Source organism: Glutamicibacter arilaitensis, assembly GCF_044793945.1.
GTDB classification, from domain to species: domain Bacteria; phylum Actinomycetota; class Actinomycetes; order Actinomycetales; family Micrococcaceae; genus Glutamicibacter; species Glutamicibacter arilaitensis_B.
The window spans coordinates 554,131-573,287 of sequence record NZ_CP084994.1; the positions used below are offsets into that span (position 1 = coordinate 554,131).

The window sequence follows — 19,157 nt, forward strand, 5'->3', positions numbered from 1 at the left end:
TGTCCCTTTGGGGGTGGGTGTTTGGTGTTTCAGTGTTTGTCCTGTGTCTTTGCGCGCTGGCTTAATGGGTTCCTTTTTGGGGGTCTTTGGTCGGTGGTGCGGGGGTGTGGGGTTGTTGTTTGGGAACTGTATAGTGAACGCGAGCATCTTATAAGATGACCATGTCGGATGCCTTTCGGGGTGTTCTTGCGTGGTTGTTTTGTGATTTTGTTGATTGTTTTATTGCTCAATCTGAGACTTTGATTTGTGTTGAAGTTTTTAAGGGCGCACGGTGGATGCCTTGGCATCAGGAGCCGATGAAGGACGTGGGAATCTGCGATAAGCCTGGTGGAGTCGATAACCGGACGTTGAGACCAGGATTTCCGAATGGGGAAACCCCGTACGGTGTCATGCCGTATGACCTGCAGCTGAATGTATAGGCTGTGTGGAGGGAACGCGGGGAAGTGAAACATCTCAGTACCCGCAGGAAGAGAAAACAATAGTGATTCCGTTAGTAGTGGCGAGCGAACGCGGATGGGGCTAAACCGGTTGGTGTGTGATAGCGGATAGGCGTTGCATCACCGGGGTTGTGGGGCCTACATGTGCTAACCCTATCTGGTTAGCGGGATGAGGTGCAGGCGTATAGGTGAATCGGTTGGAATGCCGGACCAGAGAGGGTGATAGTCCCGTAGGTGTAATGCGTGTCTGCCGTTCTAGTGTGGGTACCCGAGTAGCACGGGGCTCGAGAAATCTTGTGTGAATCTGCCAGGACCACCTGGTAAGCCTGAATACTACCTGATGACCGATAGTGAATCAGTACCGTGAGGGAATGGTGAAAAGTACCCCGGGAGGGGAGTGAAATAGTACCTGAAACCGTGCGCTTACAATCCGTTAAAGCATCCCACTTGTGGGGTGTGATGGCGTGCCTTTTGAAGAATGAGCCTGCGAGTTAGTGCTGTGTCGCGAGGTTAACCCGTGTGGGGAAGCCGTAGCGAAAGCGAGTCTGAATAGGGCGTTTGAGTGGCACGGTCTAGACCCGAAGCGAAGTGATCTACCCATGGCCAGGTTGAAGCGCGTGTAAGAGCGCGTGGAGGACCGAACCCACTTCAGTTGAAAATGGAGGGGATGAGCTGTGGGTAGGGGTGAAAGGCCAATCAAACTTCGTGATAGCTGGTTCTCCCCGAAATGCATTTAGGTGCAGCGTTACGTGTTTCTTACCGGAGGTAGAGCTACTGGATAGCTAATGGGCCCTACAAGGTTACTGACGTTAGCCAAACTCCGAATGCCGGTAAGTGAGAGCGTAGCAGTGAGACTGTGGGGGATAAGCTTCATAGTCGAGAGGGAAACAGCCCAGAACGCCAACTAAGGCCCCTAAGCGTGTGCTAAGTGGAAAAGGATGTGGAGTTGCTGTGACAACCAGGAGGTTGGCTTAGAAGCAGCCACCCTTGAAAGAGTGCGTAATAGCTCACTGGTCAAGTGATTCCGCGCCGATAATGTAGCGGGGCTCAAGCACACCGCCGAAGTTGCGTCATTCAAATATTTGCCTGGTTTCGATTGGGCGTTTGGATGGGTAGGGGAGCGTCGTGTGGACGGTGAAGTCGCGGTGTAAACCAGCGGTGGAGACCACACGAGTGAGAATGCAGGCATGAGTAGCGAATGACGGGTGAGAAACCCGTCCGCCGAATGATCAAGGGTTCCAGGGTCAAGCTAATCTGCCCTGGGTGAGTCGGGACCTAAGGCGAGGCCGACAGGCGTAGTCGATGGACAACGGGTTGATATTCCCGTACCGGCGAAGAACCGCCCATACTGAGCTTTTGATGCTAACCACCACTGAGCATGATGTTGCGGCCTTCGGGCTGCTTTTGTGTGAGGTGCTGGGAACCAATTTTGTGAGGTAAGCGTATTAACAGGTGTGACGCAGGAAGGTAGCCGAGCCAGGCAATGGAATTGACCTGGTCCAAGGGTGTAGGCCGAGAGATAGGCAAATCCGTCTCTCATTTATGGTTGAGACCTGATAGGCACCCACTTCGGTGGGTGATTTGGTGATCCTATGCTGCCTAGAAAAGCATCGGCGCGAGGTTCTAGTCGCCCGTACCCCAAACCGACACAGGTGATCAGGTAGAGAATACTAAGGCGATCGAGAGAATCATGGTTAAGGAACTCGGCAAAATGCCCCCGTAACTTCGGAAGAAGGGGGGCCTGCCCCGTGAGGAAGACTTGCTCTTCTTTTGCGGGTGTGGGCCGCAGAGACCAGGGGGAAGCGACTGTTTACTAAAAACACAGGTCCGTGCGAAGTCGCAAGACGATGTATACGGACTGACTCCTGCCCGGTGCTGGAAGGTTAAGAGGACCGGTTAGCAACTTGTTGCGAAGCTGAGAATTTAAGCCCCAGTAAACGGCGGTGGTAACTATAACCATCCTAAGGTAGCGAAATTCCTTGTCGGGTAAGTTCCGACCTGCACGAATGGAGTAACGACTTCCCCGCTGTCTCAACCATGAACTCGGCGAAATTGCAGTACGAGTAAAGATGCTCGTTACGCGCAGCAGGACGGAAAGACCCCGAGACCTTTACTATAGTTTGGTATTGGTGTTCGGTGCAGCTTGTGTAGGATAGGTGGGAGACTGTGAAGCTCGGACGCTAGTTCGGGTGGAGTCATCGTTGAAATACCACTCTGGCTGTACCGGTCACCTAACTTCGGACCATGATCTGGTTCAGGGACAGTGCCTGATGGGTAGTTTAACTGGGGCGGTTGCCTCCTAAAATGTAACGGAGGCGCCCAAAGGTTCCCTCAGCCTGGTTGGCAATCAGGTGTCGAGTGTAAGTGCACAAGGGAGCTTGACTGTGAGAGTGACAGCTCGAGCAGGGACGAAAGTCGGGACTAGTGATCCGGCGGCACCTCGTGGAAGGGCCGTCGCTCAACGGATAAAAGGTACCTCGGGGATAACAGGCTGATCTTGCCCAAGAGTCCATATCGACGGCATGGTTTGGCACCTCGATGTCGGCTCGTCGCATCCTGGGGCTGGAGTAGGTCCCAAGGGTTGGGCTGTTCGCCCATTAAAGCGGTACGCGAGCTGGGTTTAGAACGTCGTGAGACAGTTCGGTCCCTATCCGCTGCGCGCGTTGGAAATTTGAGAAGGGCTGTCCTTAGTACGAGAGGACCGGGACGGACAAACCTCTGGTGTGTCAGTTGTACTGCCAAGTGCACCGCTGATTAGCTACGTTTGGAAGGGATAACCGCTGAAAGCATCTAAGCGGGAAGCCTGCTTCGAGATGAGATTTCCATGCACCTTGAGTGTGAGAGGCCCCCAGCTAGACCACTGGGTTGATAGGCAGGATGTGGAAGCAAGGACTAAAGACTTGTGTAGCTGACCTGTACTAATAGGCCGATGACTTACAACACACACTAAAGCAATCGTTGAAGACAATTATTGCTCGCGTTCACTATACGGTTACGAGACAACAACTCTTGTAGCACACTGGATCATTGGCTTGATCGTCAGTATTTCCGGCTCACCTTGGGTGGGTTGGGGGTGGTGATGGGTCGGGGTGGTGGTGTGGTTCATAAGACTTAATGGCACTGGATCATCAGGTGTTGTTTCGAGACTGTTACGGCGGTCATAGCGTGGGGGAAACGCCCGGTCCCATACCGAACCCGGAAGCTAAGGCCCACTGCGCCGATGGTACTGCACTCGTGAGGGTGTGGGAGAGTAGGTCACCGCCGGACTTAACTTGAAGTACAGAATGGTTAGTCTGTTTTGATGATGGTTTGAGGCCCTTGCACCTGGTGGTGCGGGGGCCTCACCTGTTTAACCCGCCGTACCGGCGGGGTTTGTGTCTGCAGCCTATAGGTTCCCATTGGTGTTGTGCGTCGTGTTGAATGCCGGCCAGCCCACAACATGCCATGCCGAAGGGCCCCGAACCACGGAAAATACTCTCGGCTATCCAATTACTTGCTTCATCGTCAGCGCCAGGCTGACCTTAACTGAATTCCTGTGCGAGCCCAAGCCAAGCCGTCTTTTAATATGGCGAAGGACACCTTCGGCAAAGGGGTTATCGATTGGCTCAAGGGAGCCTTATCCTGTTATAGTTATTGAGTTATCGCAACTGCGAATGACACTGTAATTTTCCCACGGTACAACCGTGAGGGTTAGAGTTACGGCGATCATAGCGTGGGGGAAACGCCCGGTCCCATACCGAACCCGGAAGCTAAGACCCACTGCGCCGATGGTACTGCACTCGGGAGGGTGTGGGAGAGTAGGTCATCGCCGGGCATAATTTGCCGAAGGTCCCGAGAGATATCTCGGGACCTTCGATGTTTAACTGTCTTACCAGCAGCTGTACGACATGGAAAGCAAAAGACCGGTTGCGGCGCTCTATTGAGTCCTGCAACCGGTCTTTAGCAATATCGGAGACTAATCAGCCAAGCGCAACCCGGAGGTAGTGTCGAAGAGGTGCACATGCTGTCCAATAGGCAGGATGTGCAGCTTCTGGCCACGGGCAGGCGGCGTGCGGCCGTTGACGCGAACCACGATGGTCTGGCTCTTACCGCCTAGCTGGGCCGTGCCATAGACATATGCATCTGCGCCCAACTCCTCGACCACATCAACCATCAGTTCTGCGCCCTCGCCAGGAGCGGCGAGGGTCAAGTCTTCCGGTCGAATGCCCATAGTGGTTGCACCTTGCGCGCCAGGGGCCGGTATGGAGCTGCTGCCGAAGGCAACCTGACCGTTTGACGCTTCCAGCTCAACGAGGTTCATTGCCGGTGACCCGATGAATCCAGCCACGAAGACATTGCGTGGGCGGTCATAGAGATCGCGGGGCGTGCCGACCTGTTGGATTTCGCCGTCTTTGAGTACGGCTACACGGTCGCCCATGGTCAACGCTTCCACCTGGTCGTGGGTTACGTACACGGTAGTGACACCTAGTCGACGGGTCAGCGACGCAATCTGGGTGCGGGTCTGTACGCGGAGCTTGGCGTCCAAGTTAGACAGCGGTTCATCCATCAGGAAGACCTGAGGCGAGCGGACTATTGCTCGCCCCATGGCGACGCGCTGACGCTGACCGCCGGATAGAGCCTTCGGCTTACGGCTTAGATATTTCTCCAGATCCAGTAGCTTTGCGGCTTCGAGGACCCGCTTATTGCGTTCTTCCTTATCCACGCCGGCGATCTTCAGGGCGAAGCCCATGTTTTCGGCGACCGTCATATGTGGGTAAAGCGCATAGTTTTGGAAGACCATTGCAATGTCACGGTCCTTTGGCGGAACGTTCGTTACGTCCTTATCGCCGATGAGAATTCGACCGGAGTCGACTTCCTCAAGGCCCGCAAGCATGCGCAGGGTAGTCGATTTTCCGCAGCCCGAAGGGCCGACTAAAACAAGGAATTCCCCGTCCTCAATCTGCAAATCAATTGCGTCGACTGAAGGCACAAGTGCGCCCGGGTAAATTCGGGTGGCCTTTTCAAAGGTCACAGTTGCCATGATGACAATCCTTTCACGGGCAGGTACGTGCCCGACGATCCGTTGTGAAAGTGATATGGGACACCTTAGTCTCGCATGGAAAGTAGAAATTCCAAAAGTTCTGGTAGTGCTTCCGGTGCAGAAATGCGATGAGCGGCCAGTGTAGGGCCTGGCCCTACCTTGATTCCGAGATCTTCACGGGTGAGGATCCGGAAGCCATCCTCGTCGGTGACATCATCTCCAATGAAAAGCATTGCATCAACATCGAGAACCTTGCGAAGCCATTGCAATGCTTGGCCCTTGTTGCCCGAGTGGACAGAGGCCTCGAGCACGGCCTTTCCTGCCATGAGGCGTACTTCTGGTAGGTGTGCGAGAGCGTAGTTCCCCTCGGCTAAGGCGGTCTCGGCGATGTGCGGGCTTTGGGCTTGCCGGACATGCAGGACGGTGGCCGTGGGCTTGTACTCCAGATTGACCCCCTCATGGCGCTGCGCAACTTCGCTAAGCCGTTCCGTAATTTCCTTGAGGTTGTCCTTTTGGGTTTCGGTGAGCTGGAGTTTTTCCGGCGCATCCTGTGCAACGGACGGAACGCGCCGTTCGGCTCCGTGCGAACCGATCAGGTTGTCCGGTCTGGGCTCCGGGAATACCTCGGTCAGCGATTCAAGGTTCCGGCCGGAGACCACCGCTGTATGCACGCCCGAACGTTGCGCAAGTTCCTCAAAGACCTGTGCGGCTTGTGCAGAAGGCCGGGCGTCTTGGGGGCGGTCCACGAGCGGCGAAAGTGTGCCGTCGAAGTCCAAGGCAACCAATATTCGCCGGTGCCCGGCGAAGGTGGAAAGATCGGCGCGTAATGCGGGCGCGAGATTCGGCACTGTCGTTCCGTTCAGACTAGGCGATGTAATTAATGGCTCGATACGGTGCTGATTTGATTCGCCCGCGAATTAATTTCGGAGAGTTCCTCCAAAAAGCGGGCCGACCAACGGGTCACATCATTTTCGAGCAGGTGGCGGTTCATGCGGCGCATGCGGCGGGCCTGCTCTGGTTGTTCCATATTGACTGCCTCGACGATTCTTGCCTTCATGCCGTCAATGTCATGCGGATTGACTAGTACCGCCTGGGTAAGCTGATCGGCCGCACCAGTATATTCGGAAAGCACTAAGACCCCGCGACCGTCTTGATGCGATGCCACGAACTCCTTGGCAACCAGGTTCATCCCGTCGCGCAGGGCCGTCACCAGCAACACGTCAGCGGCTAGATATAGGGCGATCATCTCGCGCAACGGGTAGGAATGGTGCAAGTAGCGAAGCGTAGTGTGGCTCAGAGTGTCGTGCTGGCCGGTGATTTGGCCAACCATCAGCTCCACTTGATCGCGTAGCTCCATGTAGGAATCCACGTTTTCACGGCTGGGGCTGGCTACCTGGATCAGGCAGACGTCGCCCGCGCGAAGAGCTTTATCGTCGAGTAGCTCAGCATAAGCTTTTAGCCGGTGCCTGATGCCCTTGGTGTAGTCCAATCGGTCTACTCCGAGCATGATCGTTTTCGGATTGCCCAATTCCAAACGAATTTGCGCCGCGCGGGCAATAATCTGCGGATCGCGCGACAGCTTGGCGATTTCTGCGGTGTCGATAGAAATCGGATGGGCCACAGCTCGGCACAGATTCTGAATCTCATGCGTCGTCGACGGGGTGGCCTCGTGTCCCTTGGTCGAATAGTCAGTGAAACGTCGCAGGCAGCGTAGAAAGTTGGAGGCATCCGTCTCACGCTGGAAACCGACCAAATCGGCTCCGGCCAGACCTTCGAGAATTTGGGTGCGCCAAGGCAACTGAGAGAAAAGACTGGCGGCGGGAAATGGGATATGCAGGAAGAAGCCGATCTTCAAATCGGGACGTGCCATGCGCAACATCTGCGGAACTAGCTGCAGCTGGTAGTCGTGAACCCACACGGTGGCATTCTGCGCGGCGGTACGTGCCACCGCATCAGCGAAACGTTGATTGACCTTCTTGTATCGGTCCCACCATGTGCGGTGGTACTCCGGTGGAATGATCACGTCGTGGTAGAGCGGCCAAAGTGTGGAATTCGAAAACCCACCATAGTAGAGGTTTAGATCTTGTTCACTGAGCGGGACCGGAACGAGGTGGATGCTGTCCTTGTCGAACTCTTCGAGCTCTTCATCGATTCCGCCGTGCCAGCCGACCCATGCGCCATCGGAGGCAGCCATGATCGGTTCGAGCGCGGTGACTAAACCGCCAGGGGAACGCTGGAATCCTTGGGTGCCATCCGGAAGCGTAATTCGATCCACCGGTAGTCGATTTGCCACCACAACAAAATCATGGGAATTGCCTTCTGATACGCCTGATAGTTCATTACCCACCGTAAACCTCCTGGCCACGTAATTACTGCGACAATGAAACTTCGCAGCTTTGTCGGTTGTAAGTGAATGACTTCTTCGTCAACTCAATTTCACTGTTATCCCGGAGTTCAGGCGCTAGCCGAAAGCGGGAAGAAACTGTGTTCTACCACTCAATGTACGTGAGAAGGGGAACATATGGGCTTTTGACGCAAAACGAAGCCCAAAGATGAACTTATCCGACGTGACTTGGTTGAAGTCTCAAATAATCCCAAAATAGGGCTTTGTGTCATGTTGGCGAATGTTATGCGCAACCTGTGAAGGTTGAGGATTCTGGCAATTACGGGGCAGTACGGCCAATCCATTGGCTAAGCTTGGATGCAGATTCCAGTATTTCCGTTGAGCCAAGGAACATTCGAACTTATGTCTACAAACAACTCGCGTCCGTCCAAAGCAGAGCGCAACGCTAGCGCTCGTGAAAAGGCCGCGCAGATGCAGGCCCTTCAGGCCAAAGCTCAGAAGCGCAAGTCGCTCTTCGTGAAGCTTGGCGTACTGGCGGCCGTCGTTTTGGTCGTGGTCCTGGTGGTCGTGCTCATTGTGCAGAACAACAACGCCAAGGTTCCGGATGCCGGAACCGCGCCTAATGGCGGCAACGCTGCTGGCGGTATTCTGCTGACGTCGCCGACCACCGTCGCAGATACCTCAGGCGTGAAAATCAACAACGCCGAGCTGAAGGCTCCCGAAGCGGCGCCAGCGACTCCGGAACCACGCGACCTAGTCGTGGGCGCCAAGGGCGAGCCGATCAACGTGACCTTGTTCGTTGATGCTAACTGCGTGCACTGTGCAGAATTTGAAAGCACTTACGGCGCACAGATGAAGCAGTGGCTGGCCGATGGCGAGATCACCTTGGAATACCGCAACGTCGGCTTCCTTGATGGAAACTCGCCAACAAACTTCTCCTCGCGTGGAGCCAGCGCTCTAGCCTGCGTCGCTGACCAGAGCCCAGCAGCCTACCTGGACTTTGCCAGTGCTCTGTGGGGACACTACGATCAGGGCGAGATGAAGAACGCCGAATTGACCGAAATGGCAATTGCCAGCGGCGCCTCCGACTCGGTCGAGAGCTGCATTGAAAAGGGAACCTACCGTCCGTTTGTGGAAACCGCAACCACGCTTGCCGGCTTTGACGGCGTGAAGGGTACCCCGAGCATCTTCATTCAGGGCAAGGGCATGGACCTTGCCAATCAGGACTTTGTCGAAGCAGTTGAGGCGGCAATCGAGGCCAATGCCTAAGCTGTCGAAAGCGGCTTAAGTACGAGCGGTACTTTACAGCCGAAGTGACACACATCCAGTGGGGAGCGCATCTTTAGCGATGCACTCCCCACTGCTGGTTAACGACTTCCAACGCTCGATTCGCAGTCGGGCGTAGTCTTCGGATATTCTTATGCAGTACGCCTCCTTAGCTCAGCTGGCCAGAGCAACGCTCTTGTAAAGCGTAGGTCATCGGTTCGAATCCGATAGGGGGCTCGGATGACCCTCGTCGACGTTCAAATTTGAACATTGGCGAGGGTCTTTTGTTTCCCAACCGCGCCTAGTAATCAACTTGGACTTGCCTCGGAAAATCTGCGTTGTTCTGGTGTCCCACAGACGCTTAGCCAGCCAGCGCGCTAAACTTCAGGTGTATTTCCTTGTCGTTTTCAGCGCCCGAACAGCCGCGCAGGGAATGACCGAACAATATTTCAAGGAGTTTTGGCATGGCCGGTGGACTCGTAGCTCTTCTGGATGACGTCGCAGCCCTCGTAAAGGTCACGGCGGCATCGCTGGACGACATAGCGTTGGGAGCTGCGAAGGCGAGCACCAAGTCGCTTGGCGTTGTCATCGACGATGCGGCAGTCACCCCGCAATATGTGGCTGGGCTATCGCCCAAGCGGGAACTTCCGATCATTTGGAAGATCGCAGTAGGGTCCATCCGGAACAAGATGTTATTCATCCTTCCCTTGGCCCTGCTCCTTTCCCAGTTCGCTCCGTGGGCGCTTACCCCGATCCTGATGCTCGGTGGTGCCTATCTCGTTTTCGAGGGAGCTGAAAAGCTGCTCGAAGCAATGGGAGTGATCAAGCACCACACCCCGGGCGGCAAGGAAGGAGTGCGCGATGAAAAGGCGATCATCGGTTCGGCGGTGCGTACTGACCTTGTGCTGTCCGCCGAGATCATGGTCATCTCGCTCAATGAAGTCTCCCACGAACCATTTTTGAACCGCGCGCTGATCCTGATTGTGATCGCAATCCTCATGACCGTGGCGGTTTATGGCGCAGTTGGACTGATCGTGAAGATGGATGACATTGGGCTGCATATGGCGCAGAGGGCATCAAAGCTGTCACAGAAGGTTGGCCGTGGTCTAGTCAAGGCCATGCCGATCGTTATGTCGATCCTCGGCAAGGTCGGCGTGGTGGCGATGCTCTGGGTCGGCGGCCACCTAATTCTCGTCGGGATGGACGAGCTGGGCTGGCACGCCCCGTACGGTTTCGTGCATCACATTGAACTGCTGGTCCATGACGCGACCGGTTCGGCCGGCGCGGTGCTGGGTTGGCTGACAAATACCGCCTTCTCCTGCGTCGCAGGATTCCTGATTGGTTGCGTGATCGCCGCGGCGGTCCTGGGCATCAACAAGCTGCGCGGCAAGCACTAACCAGCTTTTCGGCACCGCCACGTAGAATAAGCAGGTGAGAAACTTGCCCCGCCGTGAAAACCGCCCAGAGCGAAGTCTGCTGGCGATTCACCCGGCGTGTGGCGATCGTCTTGGCCCCGCCAAAACGTCTGGTGGCCATGGAAAGATCGATGTGTGTTGAAGAGCAAGAAAAATACTGTACGGAACGCCGCTCGGCATGAGCGTGGTGCCTACTTCACCCCCGAGCCGGTAGCTCGGTTCATGACCGAGTGGGCGCTGGGCGAGCAAGGTCAGCGTGTGCTTGAGCCCTCGTGTGGAGAAGCGCAATTCTTGTTGACCGCTCACCAAGTCACCAGCGCTGGGCGGGGTGCCAGCGAATTATTCGGAGTGGAGCTGCACGAGCCCTCGGTGCTGGCGGCGCGCGCAATCCTCGCGGATCAAGGTGCGCGGGCTACGATTGAGCACGCGAATTTCTTTGACATCCCAGGCACCGCGGACATGGATGCAGTCATTGGCAACCCACCCTACGTGCGATATCAACTGCACCGTGGAATCCAACGCCAGATTTCGCGCGAAGCAGCAAGGCGCTCCGGGGTCGAGCTGAACGAGCTTGCCTCCGTATGGGCAGCCTTCGTAGTGCACGCGACCAGTTTCCTGAACGTCGGCGGACGCATGGCTCTTGTGCTCCCGGCAGAGATAATGTTCGTGAACTATGCGGGACCGGTGCGTGCAATGCTGCTCGAACGGTTCGCCAAGGTGCATCTGGCGGTCTTCGAACAGCGGCTATTCGTCGACGCGCAGGAAGAAGTGGTGCTGTTGCTCGCGGAAGGGTACCGGACCGGTTCCAGCGAGTCCTTCAGCCTCCACCAATTTCGCAATGCCAAGGATCTGATAGCGCTCGGCGAGGGAACAACCCACACGCCGAAGCGTTCAAGCGACCGCTGGACCGGGTCGTTGGTGACCTTCGAAGCTCAGGGGATACTCAACCAGGCGCACGCTACCGGTGGATTTATTGATCTGCAGGGCTGGGGCGAAACCTCGCTGGGCGCGGTAACCGGGAATAATAAGTGGTTTACGCTCAGCCCGGAGAGGGCTGAGGAATTAGGTTTGAGCGAGAACGACCTCGTGCAGATCTCGCCCCCTGGCTCCAGGCATTTGCGCGGCTTGGAATTGGACACCCAGCAGTGGCAGCGGCTGGGGGAACATGGCATGGCTACGCTGATGCTCCGACCACAGGGCCAAGCCTCCGCTGCGGGGGAGCGATTGATCGCCAGCGGCGAATTGGAGTCGGTGGATCAGGCTTATAAGTGCCGGATGCGTACCCCCTGGTGGCGGGTTCCGTTGTTGTCGGTGCCAGATCTATTCATGACCTACATGAATGCCGATACTCCTCGGTTGACGACTAATCATGCCGGGGTGCACCACATCAATTCAATCCATGGCGTATACCTCGGCGCCGATGTGCGTGAGCTGGGACGTGAACTGTTGCCACTGGCATCGCTTAATACCTTGACCATGCTTGGAGCCGAAATGGTGGGACGTTCCTATGGGGGCGGCATCTTGAAACTGGAACCAAGTGAGGCGGATAAGCTTCCGGTACCTTCGGCCCATCTGGTCTCCGAACAGGCCTCAGGGCTGCGGGCTATTAAGGACGAAGTCCGCGAACATCTGTTGCACGGACGCAAGCAAGAAGCGACCGAGCTGGTTGACGAGATAGTGCTGGATAAGATGCTGGGGCTAGACGAGGTGGCAATCAGCGCGCTCCGCGGAGCGCGCCAGGACATGCTGGAACGCCGCAAGTCGCGAGCTAAGGCAGTGGAGAACTAAGCGTGGGAACTGGCCCAGTCGAGAAAACCCTAGCCTTCGCCGAATTTGATGCGACGCTGATGTCTGCAGTCAAAGAATCGCCGTGGATCTGTCAAGGTGCCGTCACCGAGGAGTTCAACCCTTCTTTCGACGTACTTGAACGGCTGTTAAGCATTCCTGTGCGTTCCAAGGCAGCGACCCGTTCCGGCCGTTTTGCTCAAGGTGTCGATGCGTGGCTAGCTCATGAACTCCGTCGGGCAGGATTCGACGCAGACCTCGTCTGGCCGCGTGCGGAAGCGCCACGAGTGCTGTCTTCGGACATCCTCGAATTGTTACGTAAGTTGCCCGAACGGCTCTCCGACGAACTGCATGATGCAATCTTGGCTGGAAAAGCCGGAAGCACCGATGCCAGGATTCTGGGCCGCGCCTACATGAAGCAGACCGATGTGGTGATGTCGCACTGGTCCACTGGACCGGAACTGCTCTTGAGCACCAAGGCGATGACCTCCTCCTTCGGGAAGAACCTGTCCAATCGGTACGAAGAAGCGTATGGGGACGCGGCCAACCTGCGTGCCCGCTACCCGCTGGCAGCTGTCGGGTTCTATTTCGTGCAGCGAGCCACCATTCTAGAAACTGAACCGGCAGCTTTCCGGCGCACCGTGGACATGATCCGCAAGCTACGCGACTTCGGAGATGGCTTCGGCTATACCGCCACCGGGCTATTACTTGTCGACTGGGATGATAGCGCTGAGCAACCAGAGGTCAAGGCGGTGCACAACCCGGTGCCCGAAGACATTGGCACTGCTCAGTTTTTGAATGCCATGGTCGACTCGGTACTGAAAGTTACCCCGATCGACTTGCATGAATCGGCGCGCGCTCGCCGAGCCGGTGAGGTCGTGCCACTGCCGGGGCACGATCTCGTTGATGAGCTACAAGAGGCGCTCTTTTAGCTCAGCCTGCTAAGTGCACATGTTGTGAATGCCTAGGGCTCTGCAATGGCAGAGCTAGATGGCTCGTCTGAGTGTTGGACGCGAAGTCACACTGGGGTAGGTGAGGTAGCCAATCCGAGGCGAGAGCGGTGGCGCGATAAATGTACTTAGTCCGCCCGTCGAGCTCGAAAGCTCGTTCGCGCTCCCATAGTTCAGAACGTTCGTAGGCCGCCCAAGAGCTGGGATTCGCAGAATCAATAACGGTAATGGGTATGCAACCTGCCCGCACCACAAATTCAAGGCGCAGATCCGTCACTTGCTGGCGTATGCCTTGGCGGCGATATTCGGGGCGGACAGCCATACAGCCTAATTCAAGCGCGCCCATGGAGCTAGTTGGGGCGAGTACCGAGTCATGTACGAGTCCGGCTGCGACCAGAACACCTGAGGCGCGGACGGTGACCACACAACGGGCGCGTTCGATCTTCTGATTCCATCGATCATCAATTTCTGGGTACAAGGTTGCCAATTCGGTGCGTGCGGCACCCGAAGGTGCTGTTGAAGACAGGGCATAGCGCAAGGTGGGGTGCACTGGGAACCGTCCTAAATGCTAAGACGAACGAAAAATCTGGCTTTTGCTTATCGATGGGATGCAGAGCAGCGGGTTTCGTCGGACTTCAAGGGACCGCTGCCGGTGGCTTCCGTCAACTTCCTTCTATTGCCCAGTTTGAGATCGAGGACCTAAAAAAATTATGCATTCAATCTCTGCGCGCTCGCAAGAGAAAATCGGGGCTATAAAGTGAAATCTAGATAAACGAAAAGTCAGTATTATTCGGGGCCTGTAGAGGGTGGTTTTCTCCTTGGTGTCCTAACCCGAGCAGGTGATTTGCGCAGTTCGCGCCGTCGCCGCTGACCGTGCACCAGTTGGGACCGATTTTGTTGCCGGGGCAAACACCGCTAAGATCGTTTAGGTGCTCGACCGGGAGGTCAGCGCAGAGATGGATCTTTAGCTCAGTTGGTTAGAGCGTTCGCCTCACACGCGAAAGGTCGCTGGTTCGAGTCCAGTAAGATCCACCAAATACAGAAAAACCACCGCAAGCGGTGGTTTTTCTGTATTAAACGTCATTGAAGGATCGAGCGTATCCAGTGGTTATTTGGCGAGTAGCTCGTGGACCAGTGGCTTGACTTCATTGCCAAGCAGCTCGATGCTGTTGAGCATGGTCTCGTGTGGCAAGGAGCCTGCCGAGTATTTGATGTCTACTCGACTTAGCCCGAGGCTTTTGACGACCTTAGCCATTTTTGTAGCTACGCTCTGTGGGCTACCGGCCATCATGGACCCTTCGGGACCCATAGCGGCTTGTAACCGCATCTTGCTGGCCGCAGGCCACCCACGTTCGGTGCCCAAGCGATTCATGGTGCGCTGATAGTGCGGCCATAACAATTCGAGCGCTTCCGCATCGGTCGGTGCGACCAGTCCATGGAAGTGAGCGCCGACTTTTTGCGGTTGCTTGCCGAACTCTTTTAGCGCGCGGTGGTAGAGCTGAACGAGCTGTTCGAAAGCTGACGGCTGGCCGCCAATGATGGCGAGGAAAAGCGGAAGCCCGTGGCGAGCGGCGCGAATTACCGACTGTGGACTACCTCCGACTCCCACCCAGGTGGTGAGCGGATCTTTTTCCAATAATGGATAGAGCTGTTGGCTGTTCAAAGCCCCGCGGTGTTCTCCGGACCAAGTCACGGGCTTTCCGGTGCGGACCTGAGACAGAAGGTCGAGTTTTTCTTCGAAGAGCGACTCGTAGTCCTCGAGGCTGAGTCCAAACAGCGGGAAGGATTCGATAAAGGATCCTCGCCCTGCGATAATTTCTGCGCGTCCCTGAGAGATGGCGTCGAGGGTAGCGAAGCGTTCGTACAGTCGAACCGGATCATCGCTGGAGAGTACTGTTACGGCGGTGCCTAGGCGGATCTTTTCGGTGACTTGTGCCAGTGCGGCGAGAATTATTTCCGGCGAGGATATTGCATAGTCGTCTCGGTGGTGCTCGCCGACTCCGAAGAAATCAAGGCCGACTTCTTCTGCCTTCTGCCCTTCGGTGATGACGTTGCGAATAACCTGAGCATGAGATAGCTGGTTGCCTTGTAGGTCTTCGGAGAGATCCCCGAAAGTTTCGACACCAATTTCGGGTCGGAGGCTGGTCTTGCCGGTGGAATTCACGGTGATCCCCTTCTCTAAGATTTTCATGCAATTGCATCTAAATGGGTAACCACCCACATGGCAAATTTATTTCCGACGGAAAAATGCCAGATGTGTTCAGGGATACTCGGCCTATTTTGATTCCATTCTCCCTCTTTGATTGCCTTGGTTGTATCGTGAGGATGACGGATAGAACAAGAGGCTAGGGGGAGTGGTTCGTGGCGCAGAACGACCATGGTGAGAAGCACATGGATTCGAAAAATGTAGGAGAAGATCCTTCGCCATTAGCCGGGTCGCTGCCTCGTATTTCGACGAGTGAAATCAACATGGGGCACTTGCCAGAAACCGCGTCGGTTGAGACGACAATGGCCTCTGAGCTTCCGTTGAATACCGCGGTAAGTGCGAGCGTTGCGGCAGCGGACGTCGCGGATATCGAGTCACGTACCGGACAGGTCTACACCTCCGACGACGGCATTACATTAATGCCTACTCGCGCCAACCCGGTGGCTCGCCGTTTGCTGGCAAAAATGTGGATCTCGGATGCACCACCGACTGAGGCGCTGAAGGTCGTTGACCGATTGCGTGGCACCCCCTACGCGAACCCTAGGGTCAACGTTGATCAAGACGCCTCGGCGCGGCGAACTATGGAGTTTGCGCTGGACCTTGGTGAAACGCTGATTCGCTATGGGGCCGGCGCTTTGGAGGTGGAAACCAGCATCATCGCGGTGACCGCAGCCCTAGGGCTAAGTCATCTAGATGTGGATATCACCAATCAGTCACTGCATTTGAACTACAGTCCGCCAGATGCTGAGAGTTACTCCATTCTGCGCGTGGTGCGTTCATACACCACGAATTACGCCGGCTTGGTCATGGTGCACGAGTTGGTTTCGGACATCATCGCAGGCGGTGTATCGCGTACTGCGTCTGCCAAGCGGCTCAAAGAGATCACGCGGAAGCCGAAACCTTTCCCTCGCTGGTTCGTGGCGGTAGGTCAATCGGTTTTCGCCGCTGCCTTCGTATTGTTCATCGGCGGCTCATGGCTCGGTGCCCTCGTCGCGATGGCTTCCTCTTGGCTGATCTCGCAGATAGGCCGATACGGATCCCGCTGGCGTGTTCCTGAGTTCTTCACCGTTGCAACCTCGACGTTTACCGTCACCGGAATCGCCTTGCTCGGCCATCAAGTCCATGCACCATTGGACCCGGCGTTGGTAGTTTCTGGTGGCATCTTGCTTTTGTTGCCTTCGGGCAGATTTGTTTCGGCGCTTCAAGACGCAATCAATGGGTTTCCCGTTACTGCGGTTGGACGACTGTTTTCCGCCGGACTGACCTACACGGCAATCCTTTCTGGGATCTCCGCTGCCTTGGTGGTTGCCTCAGTATTAGGCGGCGACGAAGTTGACGTCCATGAGATCGTCGCCGCAGATTACCCTGTGTGGATGCTAATCGCTCTAGTAGCAGTCGCCATTCTTGCCGGCTCGGTGACCGAGCAGACTGCACAGCGCTTGTTGCTTCCTACGACGTTGATCGCAGTCGGCGGCTACTTGGTCTTGCTCTTGGCGGAGCACGTCGGGATTGGGTCTCGGGCAACGCCGGCGGTGGTCGCCACGGTCATTGGTTTCGCTGCACGTTTCCTCGCTGACAAGCTACGTTCACCGCAGCTTGTGATTGCCGCTCCCGCGGTCATGTTCATGCTTCCTGGCCTGATGATCTTCAAGGCCATGTACGGCATTGTTTTTGACGTGGATGACATGTTTGCCGGTCTGGTGGAAATGTTCAACGCTTTCGCAATCATGCTGTCCATTGCCGGTGGAGTGGTATTCGGCGACACGCTATGCCGTCCGCTGACCTCAAACGAACGGCGCGAACGCCGGCGAATCCGCCGCCGTTAGCCGTTAGGCAACTTCCATTCAATAGGCACCTGACCAGTTTCGGTCAGGTGCCTATTGATTTGCGAAAAATGCTTTGATCCAAAGAAGCCACGTGAAGCGGAAAGCGGGGAGGGGTGTGCGCTTCGAAGCTGGGGCATATTGTTCATCAGATTACCCAGCTTCTGGGCGTGGGCGCCCCATAGAACCGCTATCACTGGCACCTCGCGGGCATTGAGCGTAGCGATGATTGCCTCAACTACCGGAGCCCAGCCAAGCTTCTGGTGACTGCCGGCATCTGACGCAGTTACAGAGAGAACCTGATTAAGTAGCATGACCCCCTGTTCATGCCAGGCCCTGAGGTCAGGATGTCCAGCCTCTGGCAATCCAAGATCCGTGAAGAGTTCCTTGTAAATATTGCGTAAGCTGCGCGGTAAAGGGCGAACGTTTTTTGCCGCAGCGAAGGCCAATCCATTCGCGTGCCCGGGCGTCGGATAGGGGTCTTGGCCAATGATCAGGACCTTGATCTCGGCTGCGGGTTGCGATAGTGCGCGCAACATCACCTCTGGGGCCGGGAGTATCTGCTCGCCAGCCTGTGAACGAGCCGCTAATTTATGCGCAATCTCCTGCAACACGCCATCGAGCGGTGCCAAAGTTGAAACCCAATCCTCGGCGATAAATCCGCGACTTGCCAGCGATTTTGCACCAAAGTAGAAGGGGAAGTCTTCGGCGGAATAGGATGGTGGCGCGGTAGGCTCAGGAGCGTCGAATAGGGCGGGCTGCTCGTTGTTCATAGCGACCATTCTCCCGGTTTTAAGGCGTGGTTGTGCCGCGTCACACGGCACGGCGTTCTTTGATTGGTTAGAATATCGGTGGTGTGTCCACCAAGTGTGGATAAATTTGCAAGAAGAAACCCGACTTTTCTAAGTTCAAGGATGAGGTGAAACGTATGGCTGGCAATGAGGTTTTAGTGGATTTTGTGATGAACCCCGACTCGGAACTGGACGAACGTTCGCAGCAGATCTTGAACATGGAACAGCTGTGGTGGAAGTATGCCGGAGCCAAAGAACAAGCTATAACCAAGCAGTTCTCAATCTCGCCGACAAACTACTATCAGCTACTCAATCAGCTGATCGACACGGATGCGGCGATGGCCTATGACCCAATGCTGGTAAAGCGGTTGCGTAGACTTCGATCTACTAAGCGTCGTGTGAGCGGTACCGTCGGCGGGGAACGCTAAGTTCATAGCCGGCCTCGGCCAGCCAGACCTCGAGCAAGGACAAGAATGACCAACTACCCACGTGACGAATTCGATCGCGTTCCGGAGTTTAGTACCCGCGTTGGGTCGCATCATGCCCACGGGTGGGCGCAGTCTGCCGCCGCCAAAGGCAAGGACAGCAAGCTTCGTTGGGTAGTTCTGTCTGCGATTGCGGTGTTGTTGATTGGTGGTGCCGGATTCTTCTTTGGTCCGGGCATTGCCGATCGACTAGCAGGTTCCGAACCGACACAAACTTCGACACCGGCCGAGAACGAATCGTCTCCTGAGCAAAGCGAAGAACCGTCCGAGAGCGCAACTCCGTCGAGCACCATCGATGACGCCGACGTGTTGTACGGACAGCTCATCGGCGTATACAACGGCGCAAGTATTGCAGGAGCTGCCGGGGCCGGCGAAGAATTACTTGGCGATGCCGATTTCACGAATATCGTGACGGATAATTGGACCCGAGATGCAGAGACTTCGACGGTATATTACATGTCCGAGGCCTACCGGACCACCGCAGAAAAAGCCGCCGAGGTATTGAACATTGACGAGGTCCTGCAGACGCAGAACATTCCGAACCGAGTATCGGTCGTGCTTGGCGCTGACGATACGCTGAACTTGAAGTAATAATTAGCTTCGCTCACAGCCGATCAGCTTGCACTCGCCATGCG

Annotated in this window: 13 protein-coding genes, 2 tRNA genes and 3 rRNA genes; 12 read left to right on the top strand and 6 right to left on the bottom strand. The window is 55.9% G+C overall.

Translation table 11 applies throughout. The features are described from left to right. The first annotated feature begins 248 nt into the window (after nt 1-248). From LG294_RS02675 to rrf (LG294_RS02685), 3 genes are all read left to right on the top strand, one after another. Nucleotides 249-3,380, top strand: a 23S ribosomal RNA gene (locus LG294_RS02675). Nucleotides 3,381-3,587: 207 nt separating this feature from the next. After that, nucleotides 3,588-3,704: ribosomal RNA gene (gene rrf / locus LG294_RS02680) — 5S ribosomal RNA — on the top strand. Nucleotides 3,705-4,134: 430 nt separating this feature from the next. Further along, a 5S ribosomal RNA gene (gene rrf / locus LG294_RS02685) occupies nt 4,135-4,251 on the top strand. A gap of 141 nt (nt 4,252-4,392) precedes the next feature. On the opposite strand, the gene LG294_RS02690 is transcribed toward rrf (LG294_RS02685), so the two are convergent. The 3 genes from LG294_RS02690 to LG294_RS02700 all read right to left on the bottom strand — a co-directional run bounded on the left by LG294_RS02690 (nt 4,393) and on the right by LG294_RS02700 (nt 7,804). Continuing rightward, the gene (locus tag LG294_RS02690) at nt 4,393-5,457 is read right to left on the bottom strand and encodes an ABC transporter ATP-binding protein (RefSeq protein WP_404289258.1); all 1,065 of its coding nucleotides are present in this window, start codon (nt 5,455-5,457) and stop codon (nt 4,393-4,395) included. Nucleotides 5,458-5,522: 65 nt separating this feature from the next. After that, the gene (otsB, locus tag LG294_RS02695; protein ID WP_404289260.1) at nt 5,523-6,305 is read right to left on the bottom strand and encodes a trehalose-phosphatase; all 783 of its coding nucleotides are present in this window, start codon (nt 6,303-6,305) and stop codon (nt 5,523-5,525) included. 29 nt (nt 6,306-6,334) lie between these two features. Continuing rightward, entirely contained in the window at nt 6,335-7,804 is a 1,470-nt protein-coding gene (locus tag LG294_RS02700; RefSeq protein ID WP_404289262.1) for a trehalose-6-phosphate synthase, read from the bottom strand. Between the two features lie 399 nt (nt 7,805-8,203). On the opposite strand from LG294_RS02700, the gene LG294_RS02705 reads away from it, so the two are divergent. The 5 genes from LG294_RS02705 (at nt 8,204) to LG294_RS02725 (ending at nt 13,199) form a co-directional block, all read left to right on the top strand. After that, nucleotides 8,204-9,070, top strand: coding sequence for a thioredoxin domain-containing protein (locus tag LG294_RS02705; protein ID WP_404289264.1), 867 nt, complete (start codon nt 8,204-8,206; stop codon nt 9,068-9,070). Nucleotides 9,071-9,230: 160 nt separating this feature from the next. After that, a tRNA-Thr gene (locus tag LG294_RS02710) sits at nt 9,231-9,304 on the top strand. A gap of 227 nt (nt 9,305-9,531) precedes the next feature. After that, on the top strand, nt 9,532-10,464 hold the full coding sequence (locus tag LG294_RS02715; protein WP_404289266.1) for a DUF808 domain-containing protein: 933 nt from the start codon (nt 9,532-9,534) through the stop codon (nt 10,462-10,464). Nucleotides 10,465-10,617: 153 nt separating this feature from the next. Then, nucleotides 10,618-12,270: a class I SAM-dependent DNA methyltransferase gene (locus LG294_RS02720; RefSeq protein WP_404289268.1), complete on the top strand. Its 1,653-nt coding sequence runs from the start codon at nt 10,618-10,620 to the stop codon at nt 12,268-12,270. A gap of 2 nt (nt 12,271-12,272) precedes the next feature. Beyond that, nucleotides 12,273-13,199, top strand: a complete 927-nt coding sequence (locus LG294_RS02725) for a hypothetical protein (protein ID WP_404289270.1) — start codon at nt 12,273-12,275, stop codon at nt 13,197-13,199. Nucleotide 13,200: 1 nt separating this feature from the next. On the opposite strand, the gene LG294_RS02730 is transcribed toward LG294_RS02725, so the two are convergent. Continuing rightward, nucleotides 13,201-13,767, bottom strand: a complete 567-nt coding sequence (locus tag LG294_RS02730) for a GNAT family N-acetyltransferase (RefSeq protein ID WP_404289272.1) — start codon at nt 13,765-13,767, stop codon at nt 13,201-13,203. 408 nt (nt 13,768-14,175) lie between these two features. Here LG294_RS02730 and LG294_RS02735 point away from each other — a divergent pair. After that, a tRNA-Val gene (locus LG294_RS02735) sits at nt 14,176-14,252 on the top strand. A 73-nt stretch (nt 14,253-14,325) separates the two neighbouring features. On the opposite strand, the gene LG294_RS02740 is transcribed toward LG294_RS02735, so the two are convergent. Beyond that, on the bottom strand, nt 14,326-15,408 hold the full coding sequence (locus tag LG294_RS02740; protein ID WP_404289274.1) for an LLM class flavin-dependent oxidoreductase: 1,083 nt from the start codon (nt 15,406-15,408) through the stop codon (nt 14,326-14,328). 170 nt (nt 15,409-15,578) lie between these two features. On the opposite strand from LG294_RS02740, the gene LG294_RS02745 reads away from it, so the two are divergent. Further along, nucleotides 15,579-17,249 carry a threonine/serine exporter ThrE family protein gene (locus LG294_RS02745; protein ID WP_404289276.1) on the top strand — a complete coding sequence of 557 codons (1,671 nt, stop codon included), beginning with the start codon at nt 15,579-15,581 and terminating at the stop codon, nt 17,247-17,249. On the opposite strand, the gene LG294_RS02750 is transcribed toward LG294_RS02745, so the two are convergent. Further along, nucleotides 17,246-18,019, bottom strand: coding sequence for a uracil-DNA glycosylase (locus LG294_RS02750; protein WP_404289278.1), 774 nt, complete (start codon nt 18,017-18,019; stop codon nt 17,246-17,248). The genes LG294_RS02745 and LG294_RS02750 overlap by 4 nt on opposite strands. A 155-nt stretch (nt 18,020-18,174) precedes the next feature. Between LG294_RS02750 and LG294_RS02755 the strand changes: the two genes are divergently transcribed. After that, complete coding sequence (locus LG294_RS02755) at nt 18,175-18,465, top strand: DUF3263 domain-containing protein (protein WP_404289280.1); 291 nt, start codon at nt 18,175-18,177, stop codon at nt 18,463-18,465. Nucleotides 18,466-18,510: 45 nt separating this feature from the next. Further along, a complete protein-coding gene (locus LG294_RS02760; RefSeq protein ID WP_404289282.1) occupies nt 18,511-19,113 on the top strand; it encodes a LytR C-terminal domain-containing protein in 603 nt (200 codons plus the stop codon). Nucleotides 19,114-19,157: the final 44 nt, after the last annotated feature.

Bases quoted from the DNA above. Each gene is read 5' to 3' on its own strand.
- LG294_RS02740 (WP_404289274.1), bottom strand. From the start codon at position 15,408: ATGAAAATCTTAGAGAAGGGGATCACCGTGAATTCCACCGGCAAGACC.
- LG294_RS02760 (WP_404289282.1), top strand. From the start codon at position 18,511: ATGACCAACTACCCACGTGACGAATTCGATCGCGTTCCGGAGTTTAGT.
- LG294_RS02750 (WP_404289278.1), bottom strand. From the start codon at position 18,019: ATGAACAACGAGCAGCCCGCCCTATTCGACGCTCCTGAGCCTACCGCG.
- LG294_RS02715 (WP_404289266.1), top strand. From the start codon at position 9,532: ATGGCCGGTGGACTCGTAGCTCTTCTGGATGACGTCGCAGCCCTCGTA.
- LG294_RS02690 (WP_404289258.1), bottom strand. From the start codon at position 5,457: ATGGCAACTGTGACCTTTGAAAAGGCCACCCGAATTTACCCGGGCGCA.
- LG294_RS02755 (WP_404289280.1), top strand. From the start codon at position 18,175: ATGGCTGGCAATGAGGTTTTAGTGGATTTTGTGATGAACCCCGACTCG.
- LG294_RS02705 (WP_404289264.1), top strand. From the start codon at position 8,204: ATGTCTACAAACAACTCGCGTCCGTCCAAAGCAGAGCGCAACGCTAGC.